This window comes from Acidisoma sp., assembly GCF_965199065.1.
GTDB lineage: Bacteria > Pseudomonadota > Alphaproteobacteria > Acetobacterales > Acetobacteraceae > Acidisoma.
In genome coordinates this window covers 197,201-218,627 of record NZ_CBDAQN010000003.1, presented here as the reverse complement: position 1 = coordinate 218,627, position 21,427 = coordinate 197,201, and the positions used below count along the sequence as shown (strand labels likewise).

19 protein-coding genes are annotated in these 21,427 nt (G+C 66.7%); 9 read left to right on the top strand and 10 right to left on the bottom strand.

The window, feature by feature from the left end:
- Positions 1–41: 41 nt before the first annotated feature.
- Positions 42–1,367, bottom strand: coding sequence for an urea ABC transporter substrate-binding protein (gene urtA, locus ACOEQ1_RS09225; RefSeq protein WP_419760670.1), 1,326 nt, complete (start codon positions 1,365–1,367; stop codon positions 42–44).
- A 291-nt stretch (positions 1,368–1,658) separates the two neighbouring features.
- Positions 1,659–2,009, bottom strand: a complete 351-nt coding sequence (locus tag ACOEQ1_RS09220; RefSeq protein ID WP_419758957.1) for a hypothetical protein — start codon at positions 2,007–2,009, stop codon at positions 1,659–1,661.
- A gap of 149 nt (positions 2,010–2,158) precedes the next feature.
- Between ACOEQ1_RS09220 and ACOEQ1_RS09215 the strand changes: the two genes are divergently transcribed.
- Both ACOEQ1_RS09215 and ACOEQ1_RS09210 read left to right on the top strand, forming a co-directional pair.
- Positions 2,159–5,548 carry an ATP-binding protein gene (locus tag ACOEQ1_RS09215; protein WP_419758956.1) on the top strand — a complete coding sequence of 1,130 codons (3,390 nt, stop codon included), beginning with the start codon at positions 2,159–2,161 and terminating at the stop codon, positions 5,546–5,548.
- Entirely contained in the window at positions 5,545–6,423 is an 879-nt protein-coding gene (locus tag ACOEQ1_RS09210) for a response regulator (protein ID WP_419758955.1), read from the top strand. Before ACOEQ1_RS09215 ends, ACOEQ1_RS09210 begins: the two co-directional genes overlap by 4 nt.
- 74 nt (positions 6,424–6,497) lie before the next feature.
- Here the strand turns inward: ACOEQ1_RS09210 and ACOEQ1_RS09205 are convergent, their stop codons facing one another.
- Entirely contained in the window at positions 6,498–6,932 is a 435-nt protein-coding gene (locus tag ACOEQ1_RS09205) for an MGMT family protein (protein ID WP_419758954.1), read from the bottom strand.
- Between the two features lie 57 nt (positions 6,933–6,989).
- Between ACOEQ1_RS09205 and ACOEQ1_RS09200 the strand changes: the two genes are divergently transcribed.
- Positions 6,990–8,021 carry a phosphotransferase gene (locus tag ACOEQ1_RS09200; RefSeq protein WP_419758953.1) on the top strand — a complete coding sequence of 344 codons (1,032 nt, stop codon included), beginning with the start codon at positions 6,990–6,992 and terminating at the stop codon, positions 8,019–8,021.
- A 5-nt stretch (positions 8,022–8,026) separates the two neighbouring features.
- Here ACOEQ1_RS09200 and ACOEQ1_RS09195 read toward each other — a convergent pair whose 3' ends face one another.
- The 3 genes from ACOEQ1_RS09195 to ACOEQ1_RS09185 all read right to left on the bottom strand — a co-directional run bounded on the left by ACOEQ1_RS09195 (position 8,027) and on the right by ACOEQ1_RS09185 (position 8,945).
- Positions 8,027–8,188, bottom strand: coding sequence for a hypothetical protein (locus ACOEQ1_RS09195; RefSeq protein WP_419758952.1), 162 nt, complete (start codon positions 8,186–8,188; stop codon positions 8,027–8,029).
- A gap of 121 nt (positions 8,189–8,309) precedes the next feature.
- Positions 8,310–8,636 carry a hypothetical protein gene (locus ACOEQ1_RS09190; protein WP_419758951.1) on the bottom strand — a complete coding sequence of 109 codons (327 nt, stop codon included), beginning with the start codon at positions 8,634–8,636 and terminating at the stop codon, positions 8,310–8,312.
- A gap of 102 nt (positions 8,637–8,738) precedes the next feature.
- Positions 8,739–8,945 (bottom strand): cold-shock protein, encoded by a 207-nt coding sequence (locus ACOEQ1_RS09185; RefSeq protein ID WP_419758950.1) that lies wholly within the window; start codon positions 8,943–8,945, stop codon positions 8,739–8,741.
- Between the two features lie 239 nt (positions 8,946–9,184).
- Here ACOEQ1_RS09185 and ACOEQ1_RS09180 point away from each other — a divergent pair, with 239 nt between their 5' ends.
- The 5 genes from ACOEQ1_RS09180 (at position 9,185) to ACOEQ1_RS09160 (ending at position 13,814) form a co-directional block, all read left to right on the top strand.
- Positions 9,185–9,553, top strand: a complete 369-nt coding sequence (locus ACOEQ1_RS09180; RefSeq protein ID WP_419758949.1) for a DUF6481 family protein — start codon at positions 9,185–9,187, stop codon at positions 9,551–9,553.
- A gap of 92 nt (positions 9,554–9,645) precedes the next feature.
- Entirely contained in the window at positions 9,646–10,977 is a 1,332-nt protein-coding gene (locus ACOEQ1_RS09175) for an O-antigen ligase family protein (protein WP_419758948.1), read from the top strand.
- A 138-nt stretch (positions 10,978–11,115) separates the two neighbouring features.
- Positions 11,116–12,723, top strand: a complete 1,608-nt coding sequence (locus ACOEQ1_RS09170; RefSeq protein ID WP_419758947.1) for a PAS domain-containing methyl-accepting chemotaxis protein — start codon at positions 11,116–11,118, stop codon at positions 12,721–12,723.
- A 120-nt stretch (positions 12,724–12,843) separates the two neighbouring features.
- Positions 12,844–13,602 carry a hypothetical protein gene (locus ACOEQ1_RS09165; RefSeq protein ID WP_419758946.1) on the top strand — a complete coding sequence of 253 codons (759 nt, stop codon included), beginning with the start codon at positions 12,844–12,846 and terminating at the stop codon, positions 13,600–13,602.
- The gene (locus tag ACOEQ1_RS09160; protein WP_419758945.1) at positions 13,599–13,814 is read left to right on the top strand and encodes a hypothetical protein; all 216 of its coding nucleotides are present in this window, start codon (positions 13,599–13,601) and stop codon (positions 13,812–13,814) included. Before ACOEQ1_RS09165 ends, ACOEQ1_RS09160 begins: the two co-directional genes overlap by 4 nt.
- An 11-nt stretch (positions 13,815–13,825) precedes the next feature.
- Here the strand turns inward: ACOEQ1_RS09160 and gltX are convergent, their stop codons facing one another.
- Positions 13,826–15,163 carry a glutamate--tRNA ligase gene (gltX, locus tag ACOEQ1_RS09155; protein WP_419758944.1) on the bottom strand — a complete coding sequence of 446 codons (1,338 nt, stop codon included), beginning with the start codon at positions 15,161–15,163 and terminating at the stop codon, positions 13,826–13,828.
- A 286-nt stretch (positions 15,164–15,449) separates the two neighbouring features.
- Here gltX and ACOEQ1_RS09150 point away from each other — a divergent pair, with 286 nt between their 5' ends.
- Positions 15,450–17,162, top strand: a complete 1,713-nt coding sequence (locus tag ACOEQ1_RS09150) for a beta strand repeat-containing protein (RefSeq protein WP_419758943.1) — start codon at positions 15,450–15,452, stop codon at positions 17,160–17,162.
- A 22-nt stretch (positions 17,163–17,184) separates the two neighbouring features.
- On the opposite strand, the gene ACOEQ1_RS09145 is transcribed toward ACOEQ1_RS09150, so the two are convergent.
- The 3 genes from ACOEQ1_RS09145 to gorA all read right to left on the bottom strand — a co-directional run bounded on the left by ACOEQ1_RS09145 (position 17,185) and on the right by gorA (position 21,296).
- A complete protein-coding gene (locus ACOEQ1_RS09145) occupies positions 17,185–18,360 on the bottom strand; it encodes a nicotinate phosphoribosyltransferase (protein ID WP_419758942.1) in 1,176 nt (391 codons plus the stop codon).
- A gap of 13 nt (positions 18,361–18,373) precedes the next feature.
- Entirely contained in the window at positions 18,374–19,825 is a 1,452-nt protein-coding gene (locus ACOEQ1_RS09140; protein WP_419758941.1) for a class II 3-deoxy-7-phosphoheptulonate synthase, read from the bottom strand.
- 85 nt (positions 19,826–19,910) lie between these two features.
- Complete coding sequence (gorA, locus tag ACOEQ1_RS09135; RefSeq protein WP_419758940.1) at positions 19,911–21,296, bottom strand: glutathione-disulfide reductase; 1,386 nt, start codon at positions 21,294–21,296, stop codon at positions 19,911–19,913.
- Positions 21,297–21,427 lie beyond the last annotated feature (131 nt).

Sequence of the window (21,427 nt, the reverse complement as noted above, 5' to 3'; positions counted from 1 at the left end):
CAGATCACCGCGGGCGGGGAAACTCTCAGGTCGTCAGCGCATCAAGCAGATTTCGTGCCGAGGCATTTGCCGCGGACCACGTCGTAGTTGCCGCAGGACATCGGCGGCAGCCAGTCGCCGATGAGGTCCTTGGACTCTGGCAGATACGGCGACCAGGGCTGGGCGACGACCGTGCCCGGCGTCTCGAAGACGACGTTGAACTGGCCGTTGCCCTGGATCTCGCCGATCAGCACCGGCTTGGTGATGTGGTGGTTCGGCATCAGGGCGGCGTAGTCGCCGGTCAGGTTCGGCGCCACGATGCCCGGCAGGGCGGCGATCACCGCATCCGTATCGGTCGTGTTCGCCTTTTCGACCGCTTTCACCCACATGTTGAAGCCGATGTAGGCTGCCTCCATCGGGTCGTTGGTCACGGCCTTCGGGTTGTTCGTGAACTTCTTGAAGTCGGCGATGAACTGGGTGTTCGCCGGGTCCTGCACGCTCTCGAAGTAGTTCCAGGCCGCGAGGTGGCCGATGAGCGGCTTGGTGTCGATGCCGGCCAGCTCCTGCTCGCCGACCGAGAAGGCGACGACGGGGATGTCGGTCGCCTTGATGCCCTGGTTGCCGAGCTCCTTGTAGAAGGGCACGTTGGCGTCGCCGTTGATGGTCGAGACGACGGCGGTCTTCTGGCCCGAGGACCCGAAGCTCTTGATCTGGGAGACGATGCCCTGCCAGTCGGAATAGCCGAAAGGCGTGTAGTTGATCATGATGTCGGAAGCCGCGACGCCCTTCGACTTCAAATAGGCCTCAAGGATCTTGTTGGTCGTGCGGGGATAGACGTAGTCGGTGCCGGCGAGGACCCAGCGCTTCACATGCACCGTGTTCATCAGGTAGTCGACCGCCGGGATCGCCTGCTGGTTCGGCGCCGCGCCGGTGTAGAAGATGTTGCGGCTGCACTCCTGGCCCTCGTACTGGACCGGGTAGAAAAGGATGCCGTTGAGCTGCTCGAACACCGGCAACACCGACTTGCGGGACACCGAGGTCCAGCAGCCGAAGACCGCGGCGCATTTGTCGACGCTGAGAAGCTGCTTGGCCTTCTCGGCGAACAGCGGCCAGTTCGACGCCGGATCGACCACGACCGCCTCGAGCTGCTGGCCGAGCAGGCCGCCATTGGCGTTCTGCTGCTGGATGAGCATGAGCATGACCTCTTTCAGCGGCGTCTCGCTGATGGCCATGGTGCCGGAGAGGGAGTGCAACACGCCGACCTTGATGGTGCCGGCCGATTGGGCGCGCGCCGGGCGGGTGGTCGCAATGGTGCCGACGGCGGCGGTGCCGATGGTGGCCGCGGCGGCGGCGGCGAGGCTGAGCCCGCCGAGACTGCGGCGGCCCATCTCGATCTTTGGTTCCGTCTGGGGCTCAGTCGGCGCGTTGATCTCGTCCGTCATCGTTTCGGCTCCTGTTTCTCGGGTTTCGTTGCGCTGCGGTGGCTGCAAGCTGGAACGAGACTAGAGGGCGAGCCTGCCGCGCGGGCCATACGTCAAAGCGCGTATGACGTGCGGCTCCAGACGTGGGATGCTGGAAACGCCATGACCTTTCAGCCGGATGAGAACGGAATGGTTTCGCGAAACGATATTGTGGCGATGAGGAGCGCCCAGTGTCTGCGTGGGGCGCTCGTGGATCGGCTAGTCCGGCCAGAAACCCGCGAAGACCTGCCGCTGCCCGTCGACGACGATGGCTTCGAGCCGCGGATCCTCCAGCAAGCCACGGCGGTTTGCCGTTCGCACGGTCAACATGGTCATGACCGTCTGCAGCCGCGCGTGGGTCAACGTCATCCTGCCGGAAGCGATATGCCTGATGCCGGCCCGCATCGTGCCGGTTTCGTTAGAGGAAAGACGAGCCTCCGGAACAGGTGGCGAGGGGACGATGTGCAGAGCCGCGCGTGCCGCCTGCTGGCGCCGTTTGAGCGCCTTCAGCCGGTAGGGCAGAATGCTCACAATGCGCGAGCTGTCGACTTCGGCGGCCACGTCCTGCATCTCTTCCTGTCCAATTCTGTTCGCCGCGAGAGCCAATCCGCCTTTGTTCATCGATCGTTGAGGAATTCGGGGCAATACACTGTTCGAACGTCAATCGTTTTGACATCAGTACGTCGCCCTGAATGGGTCTTTGCGCGGTTCGCGAACCGATGAGGATCGGCACACCGCCGGGATCCGCCCGGCTGGCGCGGCAGCGGATCACGCGCACCCGGCGCGAGTACAACCGCTGGGTCGCGAACCAGACTCTCGAGGATTACGCGCTCCGCTTCACGGCCAAGAGCGCGCGGAAGTGGTCGGCGCTGAGGGTCGCGAACACCGCGCTCGGCGCGGTCTCCTTCCTGGCGCTGGAGGCGATCGGCGGGACCATCACGCTCGCCTACGGCTTCACCGACAGCATCGCCGCCATCGCCTTCGTCAGCGTGATGATCTTCATCATCAGCATCCCGATCTGCGTTCATGCCGCGCGGGCTGGCGTGGATGTGGATCTGCTCACGCGCGGCGCGGGCTTCGGCTATATCGGCTCGACGATCACGTCGCTGATCTACGCCTCCTTCACCTTCATCTTTTTCGGCATCGAGGCGGTCATTCTGGCGTCGATGCTGCAAACCTTCTTCGGCGTGCCGGAGTGGCTCGGCTATATCCTCTGCGCGGTCGTCGTCGTGCCGCTGGTGACGCACGGCATCACCTTCATCAGCCGGTTGCAGCTTTGGACGCAGCCGGTGTGGTTCGTGCTCAACCTCGTGCCGATCCTCGCGGTGCTCATCAAGCATCCGGAATGGCTCCATGGCTGGGTGAGCTTCGGCGGCCGGCACCGGGTTTCAGGATTTGACTTGGCGGGCTTCGGAGCGGCGGCCTCGATCCTGTTCGCGATGATTACGCAGACCGCCGAGCAGGTCGACTTCATCCGCTTCCTGCCGCCGCGCGAGACGATCGGGGCGCGCCGGTGGTGGACGGCGCTGCTGCTCGGCGGCCCCGGCTGGATCGTGATCGATGTCGTCAAGCTGCTGGCGGGCAGCCTGCTCGCCTATGTCGCGCTGCATTCCGGGCTGGTCCCCGATCAGGCGGTGCAGCCGGCGCAGATGTACCGGCTTGCCTTCGCGACCTTCACCTCGCCGGGTGTGGCGATTGCGCTCACCTGCGCGCTGGTGGTCGTGTCGCAGATCAAGATCAACGTGACCAACGCCTATGCCGGGTCGCTCGCCTGGTCGAACTTCTTCTCGCGCCTCACCCATAGCCATCCGGGGCGCGTCGTGTGGCTCATCTTCAACATCGTCATCGCGCTGCTGCTGATGGAGACCGGCGTGACCAAAACCATCCAGCATACGCTGGTGGTCTATTCGGATGTCGCGGCCGGATGGATGGGCGCGCTGGTCGCCGACCTCGTCGTCAACAAGCGGCTCGGCCTCAGCCCTAAGGGGATCGAGTTCAAGCGGGCGCATCTCTTCGACATCAACCCGGTCGGCGTGGGGGCCATGTTACTGGCGGCGGCGGTGTCGCTCGGCGCCTATGCAGGGCTGCTCGGGCCGATGGCCGCAGACCTCTCGACCTTCCTCGCCTTCGGCACGGCCTTCGTCGCGGCACCGCTCATCGCCTGGGCGACGGGTGGCCGCACCTACCTTGCCCGGCGAGGCCGCGCCGCCTGGGCAAACCGCGGCGTCATCGGCTGCAGCATCTGCGAACTCGCCTTCGAGCCCGAGGACATGGCCTATTGCCCGGTCTATACGGGGCCGATCTGCTCGCTCTGCTGCTCGCTGGATGCGCGCTGCCACGACGCCTGCAAGCCGCATGGCCGCGTCGCCGAGCAGTTCGCCAAGCCGTTCCGCACGATCCTTCCGGCCTCGGTCGTGGCGCTCATGCGGGCGCGGCTGGCGCGGTTCGTGGGTGTGCTGTTCCTGTTCTCGGCGGGCACCGGGCTGCTGCTCATCGCGATCGACGCGCAGACCGTCGGCAGCGGGCCGATCAGCCATGCCGCCGCCATCGGCGCGTTCTGGAAGACGTTCCTGGTCATGCTGGTGATCGGCGGCGTCGTCTCCTGGCTCGCCGTGCTGGCGCAGGAAAGCCGGCGCGCGGCGGAGGAGGAGACAAGGCGCCAGACCGTGCTGCTGCTCGACGAAATCAGCGCCCATCAGAAGACCGACGCGGCGCTACAGCAGGCGAAGGAGACCGCCGAGGCCGCCAGCCGCGCCAAAAGCCGCTACGTCGTCGGCATCAGCCATGAACTGCGTAGCCCGCTCAACGCTATCCTCGGCTACGCGCAGCTGCTGGAGAAGGACGCCGACATCCCCGTCCGCAAGCGCGAGGGCCTGCGCATCATCCGCCGGTCGGGCGAGCATCTCACGGCGCTGATCGGCGGGTTGCTCGACATCTCCAAGATCGAGGCCGGGCATATCGAGCTGTACCGGGACGAGATCCGGCTGCCGGAGTTCCTCGACCATCTCGTGCAGATGATGCGGCTGCAGGCGGAAACCAAAGGCATCGCGCTGCACTACCGGGCCGAGGCGCTGCCGCGTCTCGTCTACGCCGACGAGCACCGGATGCGGCAGGTGCTCATCAACCTGCTGTCGAACGCGATCAAGTTTACCTCGCAGGGCAGCGTGACCTTCACCGTGCGCTATCGCAGCCAGGTGGCGGATTTCGAGATCATCGACACGGGGCGCGGCATCGCCGAGCCCGACCTCGTCCGCATCTTCGAGCCGTTCCAGCGCGCGGGCGACCAGTCGGTGCCCGGCACCGGGCTCGGGCTCACCATCGTGCGGCTGCTCACCGAGGTGATGGGCGGCGAGGTGACGGCGACGAGCGTGCTCGGCGAGGGCAGCCGGTTCCGGTTGCGCCTGCTGCTGTCGGAGGCAGCGGAGACGCTGCGGCCAAGCCCGCCGGCGCTGGAGATCACCGGCTATCGCGGCCGGCGGCTGACCGTGCTGGTGGCGGACGACGACCCGACGCACCGGTCGCTCATGCTCGACCTGCTGACGCCGCTGGGCTTCACGGTGATGGGGGCGGGCGGCGGCGCCGAGTGCCTCGCGATGGCCGCGCAATGGCGGCCGGATCTATTCCTGCTCGACCTCGCGATGCCCGACATGACGGGCTGGAACCTGGCCGCGCGGCTGCGCACGGACACCGGCACCACAGCGCCCATCGTCATTGTCTCGGCCAATGCGCGAGAGCTGGAAGCGGCACCGCGCGAGGGCCAGCCGCATGACGACGTGATGGCCAAGCCCGTGCGGCTCGACCTGCTGCTGGAGACGATCGGCCGCCTGCTGGAACTGGAGTGGACGCGGCTGGCGAGCGAGCCGGTTGTGGGGCTCCGGGATGTCGGGGTGGCTCTGACCGCGCAACAGCTCGACGAGCTGCGGGAGCTGGCGGCGATCGGTTATGTGCGCGGCATCCGGCTGCGGCTCGATGCGCTCGGCGAGGAGGTCCCTGCGTTGGAGCCGGCCCTCGCACCGCTGCGGTCGATGATCGCCGATTACCGGCTGGACGCCTTTGTCGCCGCGCTCGACGCGATGGCCCGGCCCAGGGACAAGGTTGGAGCCGCATGAACCGGCGGGATGTCGTGCTGGTGGTCGACGACACGCCAGGAACTTTGGGCGTTCTAAACGAGGTGCTGGAGGATGCCGGCTACACGGTGCTGATGGCGCAATCGGCGGCGGCGGCCATGGTGGTGGTGGAGCGGGTGTTGCCCGACATCATCCTGATCGACGCGGTGATGCCGGGGATGGATGGCTTCGAGGCCTGCCGGCGGATGAAGCGCAACCCGGCGCTGGCGGCGGTGCCGATCGTGTTCATGACGGGCCTTACCGAGAGCGAGGACGTGGTGCGGGGTCTGGAGGCCGGCGGCGTCGACTACGTCACCAAGCCGCTCGCCTTGGCCGAGGTGGTGGCGCGCATCCGCGTTCATCTGACGGGCGCGCGGCGGACCCGGAGCGCGCAGGCGGCGCTGGATACGGCGGGGCGATACCTGCTGGCGACCGACACCGAGGGCGCGCTGGTCTGGGCGACGCCCCAGGCGGCGGCACTTCTGGCCGGATGTGGCGAGATCGCCTGTCCCTGGGTGCCGGAGTGGCTGGCCGAGCCGGCTGAAGCCGTGCCGGGGCAGATCGCGGCGGCGGTCGGCGAGGCGAGGGTGCTGCAATTCATCTATGTCGGACGGATGGCGCCGGACGAGGTGCTGTTCCGGATCATGGAGACGCGGAGTTCGACCGAGGAGGCGCGGCTGCGGGAACGGCTGGGCCTGACGGTGCGGGAGGCGGAAGTGTTGCTGTGGATCGGGCACGGCAAGGGGACGCGAGACATTGCCGAGATTCTCGGCATGAGTCCGCGGACGGTGCAGAAGCATCTGGAGCAGATTTACAGCAAGCTCGGCGTCGAGAACCGCGCAGCGGCGGCGGCGATCGCGATTCGCTCGTCTGCCTGAGGGGTGAGGCTTTCGCCGCCCGGGGCCGTAGAGACGGCCTATTCATTTAGGTCGAAACAATTGCGCTGGATAGGTTAATCGCGCCAGCGGAAGCGCTCCACATCGAAGCGATTCCTGTCATCAAACTCGATGCCTTCCTTCTCGAGCAGGCGCTGCTGGACAGCGTCGCTGCCATTGCGGGACAGGGCGTAGGACACCTCGCCCTTAGCGTTGACGACACGATGCCAGGGCACATCGCTTGTCGCCTCGAGGTGTTGGAGAACGTGGCCAACAAGGCGGGCGCGCCTCGGCAGGCCGGCCATAGCGGCGATCTGGCCATAGGTGGCAACCCAACCCTTCGGGATGCGGCGGACCACATCACAGATTGCGGCGACAGCCTCATCGCCACGAGATGGGAGAAGCAGGGACGGCTTGCGCTTCGGTGGCATCAGGCGTTTTTTGTCGATCCCGTTGTTGGTCTGGGTGCGAGCGGCGTTATGACTGACAGAGCGAGCCGCGGAACCGGTCATCCTCCGAGAGCGGTCGGTCGCGATAGAGCAATGGCTCTCACACTCAGGAACCGGCTCATGCTGAAACCTGCAATTCAACTCTCGTCGGGGCAGCTTAGCGGTCTGCCGGTGTCTCAGGCCCATCGCGAGGCGGTTCATGCCGCGGTCGCCGTGGCGTTCGGTACTGCGGCGATCGACGCGATCGTGCCCGTGAGCGGGGGCGCCTCGGGTGCTTTTCCGTTTCGTGTTGATGTCGGGGGGCGGCGCTATCTCGTCCGCGTTGAAGGGGAGGCGAGCCCGCTCCGCAATCCGCACCAATACTCTTCCATGCGGATCGCGGCGGAGGCGGGGATTGCGCCGCGCCTGCATCATATCGACGAGGCGGCGCGTGTCGCCGTGATGGATTTCATCGAGGAGCAGCCGATCAGTGCCTATCCAGGCGGCCCTGAGGCGCTCGCGCAGGCGATTGGTGACCTTCTGGCGCGCGTTCGAGCAACGCCGCCGTTCCCGCGCTTCGTCGACTATCCCGACATCGTCGGCCGCCTTTGGGCATGGGTCTGCGGGACAGGCCTGTTTGCGCCGGGCGTGCTCGATCCCCACACCGACCATCTGCAGCATGTCCGGGCGCGATATTCTTGGGATGCGGGGGCCTCCGTCTCCAGCCACAACGACCCGGTGCCACGGAACTTCCTGTTCGATGGCCGGCGTCTATGGCTGATCGACTGGGAATCTGCCTACCGGAGCGATCCGCTCGTGGACGTGGCGATCGTGCTCGACAGCTTTGCCATGTCTCCTGCTTCGGAGCCGGTGTTGCTGCAATCCTGGCGAGGCTCGGCCACGGATGACGACGTCGACGCACGGCTGCCTTTGGTCCGTGCCCTTACGCGATTATACTACGCAGGTGTCTTTCTGAGCGCGGCGGCGGCGGCCTTGGGCCCACGCGAGGAGACTGAAACGGCCTGCCTTACTTTCTCCGCACTCAGGCGCGCCATCGGCGGAGGCGATCCGGCCATTGATGCACCGGAAACGAAGCTCGTCCTCGGCAAGATGTATCTCACCGCATTTCTGACGGGCGAGCAGGCTCCAGGTCTCGCGCTCCTGAAAGCGTGACCGGATCAGCGGGGCCGCGTTGGACCAGGCTGCTCGACGGTTCCTTGAGGACGGACAACGCCACGTCCCGACGGCTCCCGGATGACCTGCTCCACCAACTCCGGCCTGACGAGCGACACCAGAACGATGATGAACGGCACAGCGACGATGACGAGGAAGAAGAGCATGTTTGGTCCTTTCGTGCCGCAACCTTCCCAATCGTTTCAGACTGGACCATCGGCTGGAGCGGCGCAAGTAACCTCAAATGATGATTGCGCTTACGGAAGAGCCAGGACGCGCACCAGCGTCCTACCGCGCGTCCTTCATGACGAAGACACCGACCCAACTCTGCAGCTTGCCGTCATAGATGCGGAATTTGTAGCCGATGGGGCGGTGGGACCCGTTCGAAAGCGTGGCAATCGCCAGGCAAGCGATCTCGGTTGAGGTCTGCCGGTCGGTTGTGATCCCGGCGACGCTCGAAATCGTATAGGGGGTGTTCAGCTTCTGCCAGGCAATATTCACGCCGGTGCGAGCTTCAGGGCTGTCGCAAGCGGGCAAAGCCGGCTGAGCGGAGGCCGCGGCCGACCACAACATAATTCCGCCGGCAGCAGCTGCCAGCGCGTACTTGTAACTCATTCCGTCTCTCCGTCGTCGGAAAGGGCGGACGATCCGGCCGCCCTGAGGTTGGCCGGCACAAGAATAAACCGCCCCAGGCAGGACCCGGGGCGGACTATCAGACTAGCCGAGCTTCTTGAGGTTGGAGGCGGCCTGCTTGCCGCGCTCGGTCACTACATCGTAGCTGACCTTCTGTCCGTCGTTCACGCTGTTCAGGCCCGCCGCCTGAACCGCCGTGATGTGCAGGAACACATCCTTACCGCCGTCCTGCGGCGTGATGAACCCATACCCCTTGTCAAGGTTGAACCACTTAACTGTACCAGTCGCCATAACAATCACTCTCAGAATTGCAGAGAAGCACAGATAGCTCTGTCACGCTCGCACCGCTACCCCGCGCATGCAAGATAGTTGCGGGGCAGGCGATCATCAGGCGCGGACCTGCCCGCCTGCAAAAGGGCGCTTCCCTCGCTGGACAGGCGGTGTATGAAGCGCACGCACCAAAACCATCGACGAAAAGGTTTCCCTGCGCCCTGCGCCCGGGCCCGCGCCGTCGCGAGAGAGAAGAGAGTATGCCTGGCTTCAAGGACAATAACTTCGTTGAGCGCCGGGACGCGGCGCTCAAGGCCAAACAGGATCTCCTGGAGAAATTCAAGTCGCGCGCGGCACCGGATGATCCCCGGCTGCTGAAGCTTGCCGAGGAACGGCGGCTGGTAGCCGAGGCTCGCGCGGTGCGTGCTGCGGAGCGCGAACGGTTGCGCCAGGAGGATCTGGTGCGCCAGGCCGCCGAGGCGGTGCGCCGCAAGCAGGAGGAAGAGGAACGCATCGCCGCCGAGAAAGCCGCGGCGCTTGCGGCTCTGGCCGCCGAGCAGGAGCTCAAGGCGCAGCAGAAGGCCGCGCGCGATGCTCGGTATGCCGCGCGCAAGCTTCGCCGCAGATAGAGCAGCTGAACCCCGAGGGCAGCGTTAGAGCGCCCCGGTCGCCGGCCTAGCTCAGACTACCGGACCTGCACGCGACATGATACGATACCGGAATGGAGTGGCCCGAGGTTCCGGTCTGGCCTCTGGCTTTCGGGGGTATGTTGCTGGTTGGCTTGGCGCTCGCCTGGTTCATGCCGGACGCGTTGTGGCCTGCGATCACCCTCTTCCCCGTGGCGGCCATCGCCGCTCTCGCTGCGGCCCGCCCCGCCGCGGCGACCGCTCTCTGGCTGGCGGCCCTCGCCACCTGCCCCGAGATGTGGCTGGGCGATCTGATCGGTCATGCCTCTGAGATCATCGGCATCGACAAGGGTGTCGGGCTCGCGCTGCTGATCGTCTGCCTGCTGCGCTACGGAGCCAGGTTCGACCCCTGCAATCCGGGTCTGGCCTTCCTGTTCATGTTCGGCGCCGGCTTCATGCATGGCGTCTGGCCGGGGCTCGTGATGGCGGACAGCATCCGCAGCCTCATCGGCTCCGCCGCCCCCTTTGCCTTCTCCTGGTCGCGTCTGTCGGCGGCTTGGTCCCGCCGCGTCATCGGCACCGTCATTGCCTCGCCCTTCCTCATCATCGGCTTCGGCGCCTGCCTTGCGGCGGCGCGGCTGCGCCCGCTTTATGGTGTCGAGGATGGCGCGCTGCGGCTGGGAGCCTCGACCCATCCGGCGTTCCTCGCGGGCTTCACGCTCATCAGCGTCTACGCCCTGCTGCTGGAGCAGGTGCGGGGGGCGCGCGGCTGGCGGCTGCTGGCACTCGGCGGCGACATCATGGTTCTGCTGGCGACCGGCGCCCGAGCGCCCTTGGGCCTTGCTTTGCTGCTGATCCTGCTCGTCGCCGGCGCGGTGCCCACGCAGCGTTGGCCCTGGCGCGCCCGTGTGCCGGTGCTGCTGGCGGTTGCAGCGGCGCCCGCGGCGGCGGTGCTCGCCGCGCCATTCCTCGGCTTCGTGCGGCTGCTGAGCCTCGCCTCCCAGGGGAACGTGACCGACCTCAGCAACCGCACCCTCATCTGGCCCATCTACGAGGCGGCGTTCTGGCGCTCGCCCTGGTTCGGCTGGGGCACGGGATCGGGCAAGGTGCTGGTGCCGGTCGGCACGCTGCTGTGGAAACTGCTCGGCACCAATGCCGCCCACGACGAGTATCTCCGCATCGCGGTGGAAGGCGGCGGCGTGGGCCTCGGCCTGCTGCTGCTGCTCATGATCCTGTGGCTGCGCGGCGCCGCCCGCGGCATGCGCGGGGCGGAGCGATCAGTGATGATCTTGGTCTTCCTCGCCTTCGCGGTGCATTCCGCCACCGACAACACGCTGATCGCCACCACGGCGAGCCTGATGTTCGCCTGGGTTTCGGCGGTCTTCGCCCGCGCGGAGCATGAGGCCGCTTTGCCAGCGGCGGTCTGATCCGGGGTGCCGACCGGTTGTTCGGCATAGGTTGTCCCGCTGGCAACCAAATTTTCAGTTTTTGCCGCTAAGGAGAGAGCAATCGAGCTGGACGGTGTGGGGGTGGCTTTGGTTTTCTTCGGAACTGCAAAGAAAAAGATGGCTCTCCTCGAAGCCCGGCTGCGTGCGGTCGCGGACCGGTCGAACCTCCTCGACGAGGCCTGTGGCATCGGCTTGTGGGAGGCGATCATGCCGAACGCCGACCCTGCTCACCCCGAGGCCAAGTGGACGTGGTCCGCAGAGTTCCGGCGCCTTTGCGGCTACCGCACGGAGGCGGAATACCCGAACGTCATGCAATCGTGGTCGGACCGGCTCCACCCGGACGATGCGCCGCGTGTGTTCGCCGCCTTCGGCGGTCATTTACAGGACAAAACGGGTGCCACGCGCTACGACGTGAGCTACCGGCTGAAGATGCCGGATGGCGGCTACCGCTGGTTCCGCGCGACGGGTGGCTGCCGCTATTCGGCGGATGGGTCGATGGCGCAAGCCTGCGGCTCTCTCAGTGACATCCACGCCCAGATGATTGCCGAGGCAGCGGTCAAGGACGAAACGGCTCGCACGGCCGCGGTGATCGACGGCCTGAGCGACGCCCTCAAGGCGCTTGCCAACGGCAACCTCACCGCCCGCATAACGGACAAGTTCTCGGGCAAGTTCGATGTCCTGACCGACAACTTCAACACGTCGATGATCCGTCTCCAGGAAACGATGGCGTCAATCGCGGCAAACGCCGCGGGCGTGCATTCGACCGCGGCGGAGGTGACGCAGGCGTCCGACAACCTCTCTCAGCGCACCGAGCAGCAGGCCGCGACGCTGGAGGAGACCGCCGCCGCCCTGGACGAGATCACCGCGACGGTCCGCAAGACCGCCGAGGGCGCCACCGAGGCGCGGGCGCTTGTCGCCAATGCGAAACAGGATGCAGAAGGCTCGACCGCCGTGGTTCATGAGACGGTGACCGCCATGAACGGCATCGAGCAGTCGTCGAAGCAGATCAGCAACATCATCGGCGTGATCGACGAGATCGCATTCCAGACCAATCTGCTGGCGCTGAATGCCGGGGTCGAGGCGGCACGTGCCGGCGATGCCGGCCGTGGATTTGCGGTGGTGGCGACGGAGGTCCGTGCCCTGGCGCAACGCTCCGCCGATGCCGCCAAGGAGATCAAGGCTCTCATCTCGAGTTCGGGGCAGCAGGTTCAGTCCGGCGTGAAGCTGGTTGCGGATACCGGCAAGGCGCTTGGCCGCATCGTCGAGCAGGTGGCGAAGCTGAACGACCTCATCGCGGAGATTGCGGCGTCGGCGCGCGAGCAGGCGACGGGTCTCGACCAGGTCAACAATGCCGTGAACCAGATGGACCAGGTGACGCAGCAGAACGCGGCCATGGTGGAGCAGACGACGGCCGCCAGCCATAGTCTGGCGCATGAGGCGGATGCTTTGTCGCAGCTGGTGGGTCAGTTCGATGTCGGCAGGGAGCTTGTGCCGCAGACGGCGCGCCCCGCCTCCGCCCGCGCCGCGACGACGCCGCATCGTCCGGCTGCATCGAAGGGAGCAGTTGCTCGCCCGCTCGCGGCGAAGGCCAAGCCTCAGGCAGCCAAGGTTCCGGCGCGCCGGGCCCCGAGCGGAGCCGCGGGTCATGAACGCGGGGATGATGTCGCCGCCGTGTCGCGCGCGGAACCGGCATCGGCGCATGAAGACAACTGGAGCGAATTCTGACGGCGAGCGCGCATGCCGCTCACTGGTGGTTCTCTCGGCGAACTCCGTCACGGCCGGTTTTGCCGGTGGTCGTCCCGCATTATATGAGCGTCCTTCCACGCCGCCGGTAGGAGACGCTCTGTGCCCATCGATATCATCCACGGCGGACCGTCGGTGCTTGCCGCTTTCCTTGCCTCGCTTGTGGAGTTCGTCGAGGCGCTGACTGTTGTGCTGGCGGTCGGCGCCACGCGCGGATGGCGTAGCGCACTTGGCGGCAGCGGCTTGGGCGTGGTCGTTCTGCTGCTGCTCGTGATCGTGCTCGGACCCATTTTGACAAGGATCCCGCTGGGGGCGGTCCAGCTTGCCCTTGGCGCTCTGCTGCTGCTGTTCGGCATGCGCTGGCTGCGGAAGGCGATCCTCCGGAGTGCCGGCATCATTCCGCTGCATGACGAGGACGCACTCTATGCGCGTCAGCGGCAGGAACTGGGCAAGCTGCACGGGCTTAAGCAGGGTTGGGACAGCACGGCCATCGCCGTCGCGTTCAAGATAACGATGGTTGAGGGGATCGAGGTCGTCTTCATCGTTATTGCCGTGGGGGCCGCCGGCCGGGGCCTGTTGTTGCCGGCCGCGCTGGGCGCCTTGGCGGCCTTCTGCCTCGTCGTGGCGCTCGGAGTGGCGTTGCGCCGCCCGGTGTCCATGATCCCGGAGAACATCCTGAAGTTTGCGGTCGGGGTTCTCTTGTGTGGTTTTGGCACGTTCTGGGTGGGCGAGGGCGCCGGGATCGCCTGGCCGGGCGGCGACCTCTGCCTGCTATGGCTGTGCCTGGGCTTTCTATTGGTGGCGCTGGTGGCTGTTTCTCTATGCGCGCGCCGCCGCTTCGCCAGGGCACTCGCGCGATGAGGGCGCTGGAACTGATCCGCGACGAGCTGTGGGGCTTGTTCGTGGATGACGGCGTCTTCGCCGGCGCGATCGTTGTGTGGCTGGCGGTGGCCTGGCGGGTTTTACCGCACCTCGGGCTCCCGGACTGGATGCCGGCACTGCTGCTTTTCGCCGGCCTCGGAGCGATCTTGGTCTCCGGGGCGCTTCGCGAGACGCGGAAACGCGACGGCTGATCGTTTTCCGGCTAGCCCGTGAGCCGCCGGAGAGCCCTGTCCCGGCCGATGAGCGGCAGCAGATCGCGCAGGTCGGGACCGCTTTCCTCGCCCGTGAGCGCCAGCCGCAGCGGATGGAACAGCGCCTTGCCGCGGCGTCCCGCGGCCGCTCCAAGCGCTTTCGTCCATGCGCCGGCCGTCGCCGCATCCCACGGTTCGGCCGGCAGATGCTCGGCTGCCATACGCAGGAATTCCGCCTCCTCCGGCTGCGCGGGCGGGACGATGTCGCCGGTGACGATGCGCCACCAGTCCCGCGCCTCGGAAAGCAGATCGAGATTGCCGCGCACCGCGAGCCAGAAGCCCTCCGTCGCCTCAGGCGGCAGGCGGCTCGCGACCTCTGCGAAGCTCAGCCGGTGCAGCAGGTGGCGGTTGATGGCCAGCAACTGGCGCGGATCGAAGATGGCGGCGGAATGGGACATGCGGCCGAGATCGAAGCTGTCCGCCAGCTCCGCCCGGGTGAGCGGCGCCATGTCGTCCGCCGAGCCGAGGCGCGCGAGGTAGGCGATGATGGCGTCCGGCTCCAGCCCATCCTTCCGCAGGCTGCGGACCGAGAGGCTGTCGAACCGCTTGGAGAGTTTGCCGCCTTCGGCATCCGTCAGCAGGGGGAGGTGGGCGAAAGCAATGTCGCCGGGCTTGCCGCCGAGCGCCGCCATGAGGTCGATCTGGATGCCGGTGTTGGTGACGTGGTCCTCGCCCCGGATGATGTGGGTGACGCCGAACTCCAGGTCATCCACGACCGAGGTGAAGGTGTAGAGCGGCGTGCCGTCGGCGCGGATGAGCACGGGGTCCGACACGCTGGGCAGCTTCACCCGCCGCTCGCCGAAGACAAGATCGTTCCAGGTGATGGTGTCGCCGGAGAGCTTGAAGCGCCAATAGGGGCGCTTGCCATTGGCTTCGGCGGCGGCGCGTTGCTCGGGCGTCAGGGCCAGCATGGCGCGGTCATAGACCGGGGGCAGGCGGCGCTTGAGGCGCATGGCGCGCTTGGCGGCCAGTTCCTCCTCGCTTTCGAAGCAGGGGTAGAGGTGGCCGGAGGCTTTGAGGCGCTCGGCGGCCGCCTCGTAGCGGTCCATACGTTCGGACTGGCGGGCGAACTGAGCCCAGGGGATGCCGAGCCAGTGGAGGTCCTCCTGGATGGCGGCCTCATACTCCGGGCGGGAGCGGGCGAGGTCGGTGTCGTCCATGCGGAGCATGAGTTCGCCGCCATGCCGAGCCGCGAACAGGTAGTTGGCGACGGCCGTTCGCAGGTTGCCGACATGCAGGTAGCCGGTGGGGCTGGGCGCGAAGCGCAGGCGGGGGGTGCGGGTGTTCATGGTGGGCGAGCCATGCCTGAGCCGGCCCTGCGCGTCAAAGCCAAAGCCCCGTGCAGTAGGTATTCCGCCTCGGCTGCGCGGCCTTCAGCCCAGCTGACGCCGGTTCCCACGAAGCGAATGGATCATGACTAGGGCGTTACCAAGTCCCGCCTGAACGATGAACCGGGACGCAGCGGATCCTGAAGAACCCCTTAGCAAAGAGTCGACTCCAAAATGAATTGGTGACTCCCGATTAATCTTTTCTCGCTAAAGGCTGCACCGTCATGGACGTGGTGGGAACTAAACAGTGGCAACGATCGTGTACAGCAGCGGCGGGATTGGCGGCAACTGGGGAGACCCCAGGAATTGGAACGGCGGCAGGGTTCCCGGAATGAACGACAACGTTCAGATCCTCAATGGCGCGAGCATGACCGTCGGCGGACCGGTCGCCGTCAATGCGATCATGATCGTCAGGGGTGGCACCGACACATTCACGGGCTCGGTGACGACCGCAGGCGTTGGAAACTGCCAAGGGTTGATGATTTGCGTCGGTTCGACAGTGGTCTTTGCTCCCGGCGCCTCCTTGCATGATGGTGGCGATGCTGCCTCCCTCAACGGAGGCGGCGTCATTCAGGTCGGCGTAGGCGGTGTGGGTAACCTGATCGCGAATGGAAGCAATACGCTTGCAACGACGATCACCAGCAACAACGGGACCATCGGCGTGCGGTCGGCAGGAATCGGCACCGCCACGATCGACAACGCGACCTGGACGATGAATCAGGTTCTGACGGTCGGTCTCGCTGGCCAAGGCACGCTCAACCTCGAGCAGCAGGGACAGGTCAACGTCGGCAGCGGTCTGTTGATAGGCGCGGACAGCGGCAGCGTCGGCACGATCAGCGTCTCGGCCGGGGGAAAGCTCAACGTGAATGGTAGTGCTTTGGTCGGCGGGAATACCGGGAGCGTCGGTATCCTCAACGTGGCCTCTGGAAGCGAGGTCACGATCGGCGCGAGCCTCTATCTGGCCAAAAACACGGGCGCCAGCGGAGCGATGACTATATCCTCCGGCTCGGCGGTGACGGTCGCCAGCGACGCCGGCATCGGTAGCGGAACCGTCACTTCGCCACTAGGCACGGGAAACCTCACGATCAACGCCGGATCGACGTTCGCGGTGGGCAACCGCATCAGCGCAGACGGCGGCGGCACGATACATGTGGCGGGCGGCGCGGTGTCGGCCGGATCCATCTACGTGGGGATGACGGGCGCCGGCACGCTCAACGTCGACGCGGGGAGCCATATCAACCTCGGCCAGTTCTTCACGATGGGTTTCGACACCGGAGCGTCCGGTACGGCCACCCTGTTCTCCGGCAGCACGATGACGGTGAACGGCAGCGCCCTGATCGGTGGGGGGAACACGGCCTCGTCGTTGGGCACGGGCAATCTGACCGTCGAGGGCACAGCGACCTTTTCGGCACAGGGCGCTCTCTCGGTGTCGAACGGCAGCTTCGTCGATCTGGCGGGTGGCACCGTCTCGGCCGCCATCGCGAGCGGTAACGTAACCGTAGCGGCCGGGGGTCAGATTGCCGGGTACGGGACGCTCGCGACGCGGGCTGGCGGCTTCTTCATCGATAACGGCAAGGTCGTGGCGAATGGAGGGACGCTCCAGCTCGACGGCAAGGTGAGCGGGACCGGCTCCGTCATCATCAATCCAGACAGCACGGTTGCCATCACCGGCACCTCACTGCTCATGCCGACCCTCACCTTCATGAGCGGCACTAACGAGACCCTGTCGCTCGCCACGGCGGCCACCGTGCAGAGCACCATCGGCGGGTTTGCCATCGGCGATCAGATCGAAATGGCCGGGATCGACAAAGCCGTCTGGAGCAGCGCCGCCGATACGCTCACCCTGAGCGCCGCCGGCAGGACGATCAGCACGCTACACCTCGCGGGGAACTACACCCGCGACGTGTTCTCATTGACGCACACTGGTAGCTTAGGGGTGATCACCCTGCACACCGCCTGACCAGCCTCGCGGGCCGGGCACATCAGGTGCCCGGCTCTCTCTCGGCTTTCGACCCATTCTGCCGCCGCTGGAGGAGGAACTCGCGCCCGAGCTTCACCCGCGCCTCGCCGTCATAGGCGATGATGTCGGCCGTCGCGTAGGTCTCGTGCCAATGGTCCGGGATGAAGCTGCCCGTGCCCACCACGTCGATCGGCGCCCGGGCATCGGCCATCACGCGGCACTTGTCGACGCCGAAGCCCGACGACGCGACGATCCGCACCTTCGGAAAACCGGCCTCGTCGAGCGCCTCGCGCATTCGCCAGATTGCCGCCGCCGAGACGCCAGTGCCGACCAGATGCCGCAACTCCGCATCGCTGCGGTAGCGCCGGATGGCACCGGGATCGTGGCGCTCCAGCACCGCGTAGCTCGCCGCCGGGTCAAGGCTTTCAAGGAAGCGCCCGCCATGGGTATCGAGCCGCACCGAGAGGTTGCCAGCCGCCGCGAGATGCGGGAAGCGCCGGCAGACCTCCAACGCGTCGGTGATCTCGCGCCCGAAGTAATCCACGAGCACGGTCAGGCTGTCATTGGGGAAGGTCTCGTGGAACATCTCGGCCGCCCGCACGGTCGAGCCGGCGTAGCCGATGAGGGCATGAGGCATCGTGCCCAACCCCCGGGCCGCGCCGAAGAAATGCGCCGTCGCGTCGTTGGCGTTGCCGATGAAGCCCCGGGCGCCCTCGCGCTGGGCCGCGCGGCTGCCGACGGACGCGCCGTAGGCCATCATCGCCTGCATCTCGGTGCCGGCGCAGTGCCGCGCCTCCATGGCCAGGAACGTCACGTTCGGCAGCGCGATGCACATCTGGTAGGCGTGGTGGGCGGCCACGCAGACCGAACCGACCTTCTGCAGGATCAGCGTCTCCAGATCCGTGAGGTGGATGTAGCTGCCGGTGATGTAGAGCAGCGGCTCGCCGGCGCCGACCCATTCGCCCTCGGCATGCAGCACCTCGATGTCGAACACCGTGCCGCGCGCCGTCGCGACCTCGTTGATCCAGTCCAGCATGAGCTTCGGCGCGGAGATCACCGGGCGACGGAGGAAGACCGCATAGGTCACCGTCTTGTCGCCGAAGCGGCTGACGATCTGCTTGGTCTTGTTGAAGTAGGTGTCGGTGTAGGCCGCGATCGTCTCCGGCCGCACGAGGTCTTCCGCCGAGAGCGTGTCCATCCGCGCGGTCCCCTTACTCTGCCGCTGCCACGGTGGCCGCGACCGCGGCGGGCGTCGGCAGCCGTCGCGCCTTCAACTCCTCCGCGACCAGGAAGGCGAGTTCCAGCGACTGCTCGGCGTTGAGGCGCGGATCGCAGAAGGACTCGTAGCGCCGGCCGAGATCGGCCTCGGTCAGCCGGTGCGCGCCGCCGACGCATTCGGTCACGTCCTGGCCGGTCATCTCCACATGGATGCCGCCGGGCCAGGTGCCTTCCGCCGCATGCGCCTCGAAGAAGCCGCGCACCTCGCCCAGGATCGCGTCGAACCGGCGCGTCTTGCGGCCATGGGTGGTGGAGATCGTGTTGCCGTGCATCGGGTCGGTCAGCCAGACCACCGAGGCGCCCGCCTGCCGCACGGCGCGCAGCAGGCGCGGCAGCTTGGTCTCCAGCTTGTCGGCGCCCATGCGGCTGATGAGCGTGAGCCGGCCCGGCTCGTTCGCGGGGTTCAGCGCATCGATGAGGCGCAGCAGATCCTCGGGTTCGGTCGAGGGACCGACCTTGAGGCCGATGGGGTTGCGGATGCCCCGCATGAATTCGACATGCGCGCCGTCGAGCTGGCGGGTGCGGTCGCCGATCCAGAGGAAGTGCGCCGAACAGGCATAGGTATCGCCGGTCGTGGAATCGACGCGGGCTAGCGCCTCCTCGTAGGGCAGCAGCAGCGCCTCGTGGCTGGTGTAGAAATCCGTCTCGCGGATTTGCGGGGCGGTTTCGGCGGTCATGCCGCAGGCGCTCATGAAGTTGAGCGTCTCGTCGATCCGGGTCGCGAGATCCTGGTAGCGGGCGGCCAGCGGGCTGCGCTCCACGAAGCCGAGGTTCCAGCGATGGACGCTGTGCAGGTCGGCATAGCCGCCGGTCGCGAAGGCGCGCAGCAGGTTGAGCGTGCCGGCCGACTGGAAGTAGCCGGTCTCCATGCGGGCCGGGTCAGGCACCCGGGCCTCAGGGGTGAAGGCCGGGCCATTGATGATGTCGCCGCGGTAGCTCGGCAGCGTTTCCTCGCCGACGGTCTCCATATCGGCGCTGCGCGGCTTGGCGAACTGGCCGGCCATGCGGCCCATCTTCACCACCGGCACGCTGCTGCCGAAGGTCAGCACGACCGCCATCTGCAGCAGAACGCGGAAGGTGTCGCGGATGATGTTGGCGGTGAAATCGTCGAAGCTCTCGGCGCAGTCGCCGCCCTGAAGCACGAAGGCGCGGCCTTCGGCGACGCGGGCGAGGGAGGCTTTCAGCCGGCGTGCTTCGCCCGCGAACACGAGCGGCGGGTAGCGGCGCAGCCGCGCCTCGACCGCGGAAAGCTTCGCGGGGTCCGGATAGATCGGCATCTGCCGCACCGGCTTGCCGCGCCAGCTGTCGATCGTCCAAGCGTCGGCGCTCCGCGTTTCGGTGGCGCGGTTGTCGAGAGGACGGTTGGGGCTCCCCGTCAGGCTCATCGGTCTCTTCCTCGCAATCTGACGCCTCGAATGGTATCTATTCGTTGGCGCGGCCGGCGGTTATCCGCCGAAACAAGGCGAAAAGCTACTCGGCCGCTTCTGCGACGCCCGCAACACGGGTCCGCGTGCGCATCGTCACGAATTCTTCCGCGGCCGTCGGGTGGATGCCGATTGTGCGGTCGAAATCCTGCTTCGTCGCGCCCATGCGCACGGCGATGCCCAGGCCCTGCATGATCTCGGCCGCATCCTCGCCCAGCATATGCGCGCCGAGCACCCGCTGGCTGCGCTGGTCGACCACGAGCTTCATCAACGCGCGCCTGCTTTTGCGGCCCGTCAGCGTATGGCGCATCGGGGTGAACCGGGTGACGTAGATGTCGACCGGCCCAAGCTGGGCGGCATCCTCCTCGGACAGGCCGACGGTCGCCAGCGGCGGCACGGAGAAAACGGCGGTCGGCACGTTCTCGGGCGAAACCTCGCGCGGGTTGTTGCCGAACAGGGTGTCGGCCAGGGCATGACCCTCGGCGGTCGCCCAGGGCGTGAGGTTGAGCCGGTCCGTCACGTCGCCGATGGCGTAGATATGCGGCACGTTGGTGCGGCTGCCGCGATCGACCTGGACGGCGCCGCCGGCGTTCAGCGCCACGCCCGACGCCTCGAGGTCGAGGCCCGTCACGTTGGGCACGCGGCCGGTGGTGAGGACCACGAAGTCGGCGAGGATGTCGGTGGTGTCCGAGAGGTGGACGCGACGCTCGTCCCCTGTCGGGCCCTCGGCCATGATATGCGTCGGCACCAGCCCGTGATGCAGGTGGATGCCTTCCGCCGCCATGGCCTCGGCCAGCGCCTCGCGGAGGTCGCCGTCGAAGCCCCGGAGGGGCAAGGGCTGCCGGTAGACGAGATGCACCTCCGAGCCCAGACCCCTGAAGATGCTGGCGAACTCGACCGCGCTGTAGCCGCCGCCGATGATCACGATGCGGTCCGGGCGCCTGGGCAGGTAGAACAGGTCGTCGGTGATGCCGGCAAGATCGGCGCCCGGGATGTCGGCTTTGTTGGGCGTGCTGCCGGTGGCGATGACGATGCGCTCGGCGGTGACCCTCTGGCCGCCCACGTCGAGCGTATGGGGGTCGATGAAGCGGACGTGCGCCTCGAACTCCCGCGCGCCGGCCTTCTGGAGCATCGACTTGTAGATTGCCTGGAGGCGGGTGATTTCGTGGTCCTTGGATGCGATGAACCCGGCCCAGTCATGGCCTCCACGAGCGATGTCCCAGCCGAAGCCGCGGGCATCCTCGGCCCAGGAGGCGTATTCGGCGGCCTGCACCATGAGCTTCTTGGGGACGCAGCCGACATTGACGCAGGTGCCGCCCCAGAAGCGTTCCTCGGCGATGCCGACGCGCGCGCCGTAGCTCGCGGCGATACGGGCGCAGCGCGTGCCGCCGGAGCCGCCGCCGATGACGAAGAGGTCGAAGTCATAGGGCATTGAAGCGATCCCGTCCACGAATGGTGCGCTGCAAGACATAAGCCCGGACATGTCCGCGATCAAAGCGTGTCGAAGGGGGCTTGCTATGCCAGGGGCGCTGCCGGCCGGGCCAGAGCGGCAAGCGCCAGTCG

What these genes read in the sequence shown, in the direction of transcription:
- urtA (WP_419760670.1), bottom strand. Translation starts at nt 1,367, where the DNA reads ATGGGCCGCCGCAGTCTCGGCGGGCTCAGCCTCGCCGCCGCCGCCGCG.
- ACOEQ1_RS09220 (WP_419758957.1), bottom strand. Translation starts at nt 2,009, where the DNA reads ATGCAGGACGTGGCCGCCGAAGTCGACAGCTCGCGCATTGTGAGCATT.
- ACOEQ1_RS09215 (WP_419758956.1), top strand. Translation starts at nt 2,159, where the DNA reads ATGAGGATCGGCACACCGCCGGGATCCGCCCGGCTGGCGCGGCAGCGG.
- ACOEQ1_RS09210 (WP_419758955.1), top strand. Translation starts at nt 5,545, where the DNA reads ATGAACCGGCGGGATGTCGTGCTGGTGGTCGACGACACGCCAGGAACT.
- ACOEQ1_RS09205 (WP_419758954.1), bottom strand. Translation starts at nt 6,932, where the DNA reads ATGACCGGTTCCGCGGCTCGCTCTGTCAGTCATAACGCCGCTCGCACC.
- ACOEQ1_RS09200 (WP_419758953.1), top strand. Translation starts at nt 6,990, where the DNA reads ATGCTGAAACCTGCAATTCAACTCTCGTCGGGGCAGCTTAGCGGTCTG.
- ACOEQ1_RS09195 (WP_419758952.1), bottom strand. Translation starts at nt 8,188, where the DNA reads ATGCTCTTCTTCCTCGTCATCGTCGCTGTGCCGTTCATCATCGTTCTG.
- ACOEQ1_RS09190 (WP_419758951.1), bottom strand. Translation starts at nt 8,636, where the DNA reads ATGAGTTACAAGTACGCGCTGGCAGCTGCTGCCGGCGGAATTATGTTG.
- ACOEQ1_RS09185 (WP_419758950.1), bottom strand. Translation starts at nt 8,945, where the DNA reads ATGGCGACTGGTACAGTTAAGTGGTTCAACCTTGACAAGGGGTATGGG.
- ACOEQ1_RS09180 (WP_419758949.1), top strand. Translation starts at nt 9,185, where the DNA reads ATGCCTGGCTTCAAGGACAATAACTTCGTTGAGCGCCGGGACGCGGCG.
- ACOEQ1_RS09175 (WP_419758948.1), top strand. Translation starts at nt 9,646, where the DNA reads ATGGAGTGGCCCGAGGTTCCGGTCTGGCCTCTGGCTTTCGGGGGTATG.
- ACOEQ1_RS09170 (WP_419758947.1), top strand. Translation starts at nt 11,116, where the DNA reads ATGGCTCTCCTCGAAGCCCGGCTGCGTGCGGTCGCGGACCGGTCGAAC.
- ACOEQ1_RS09160 (WP_419758945.1), top strand. Translation starts at nt 13,599, where the DNA reads ATGAGGGCGCTGGAACTGATCCGCGACGAGCTGTGGGGCTTGTTCGTG.
- gltX (WP_419758944.1), bottom strand. Translation starts at nt 15,163, where the DNA reads ATGAACACCCGCACCCCCCGCCTGCGCTTCGCGCCCAGCCCCACCGGC.
- ACOEQ1_RS09145 (WP_419758942.1), bottom strand. Translation starts at nt 18,360, where the DNA reads ATGGACACGCTCTCGGCGGAAGACCTCGTGCGGCCGGAGACGATCGCG.
- ACOEQ1_RS09140 (WP_419758941.1), bottom strand. Translation starts at nt 19,825, where the DNA reads ATGAGCCTGACGGGGAGCCCCAACCGTCCTCTCGACAACCGCGCCACC.
- gorA (WP_419758940.1), bottom strand. Translation starts at nt 21,296, where the DNA reads ATGCCCTATGACTTCGACCTCTTCGTCATCGGCGGCGGCTCCGGCGGC.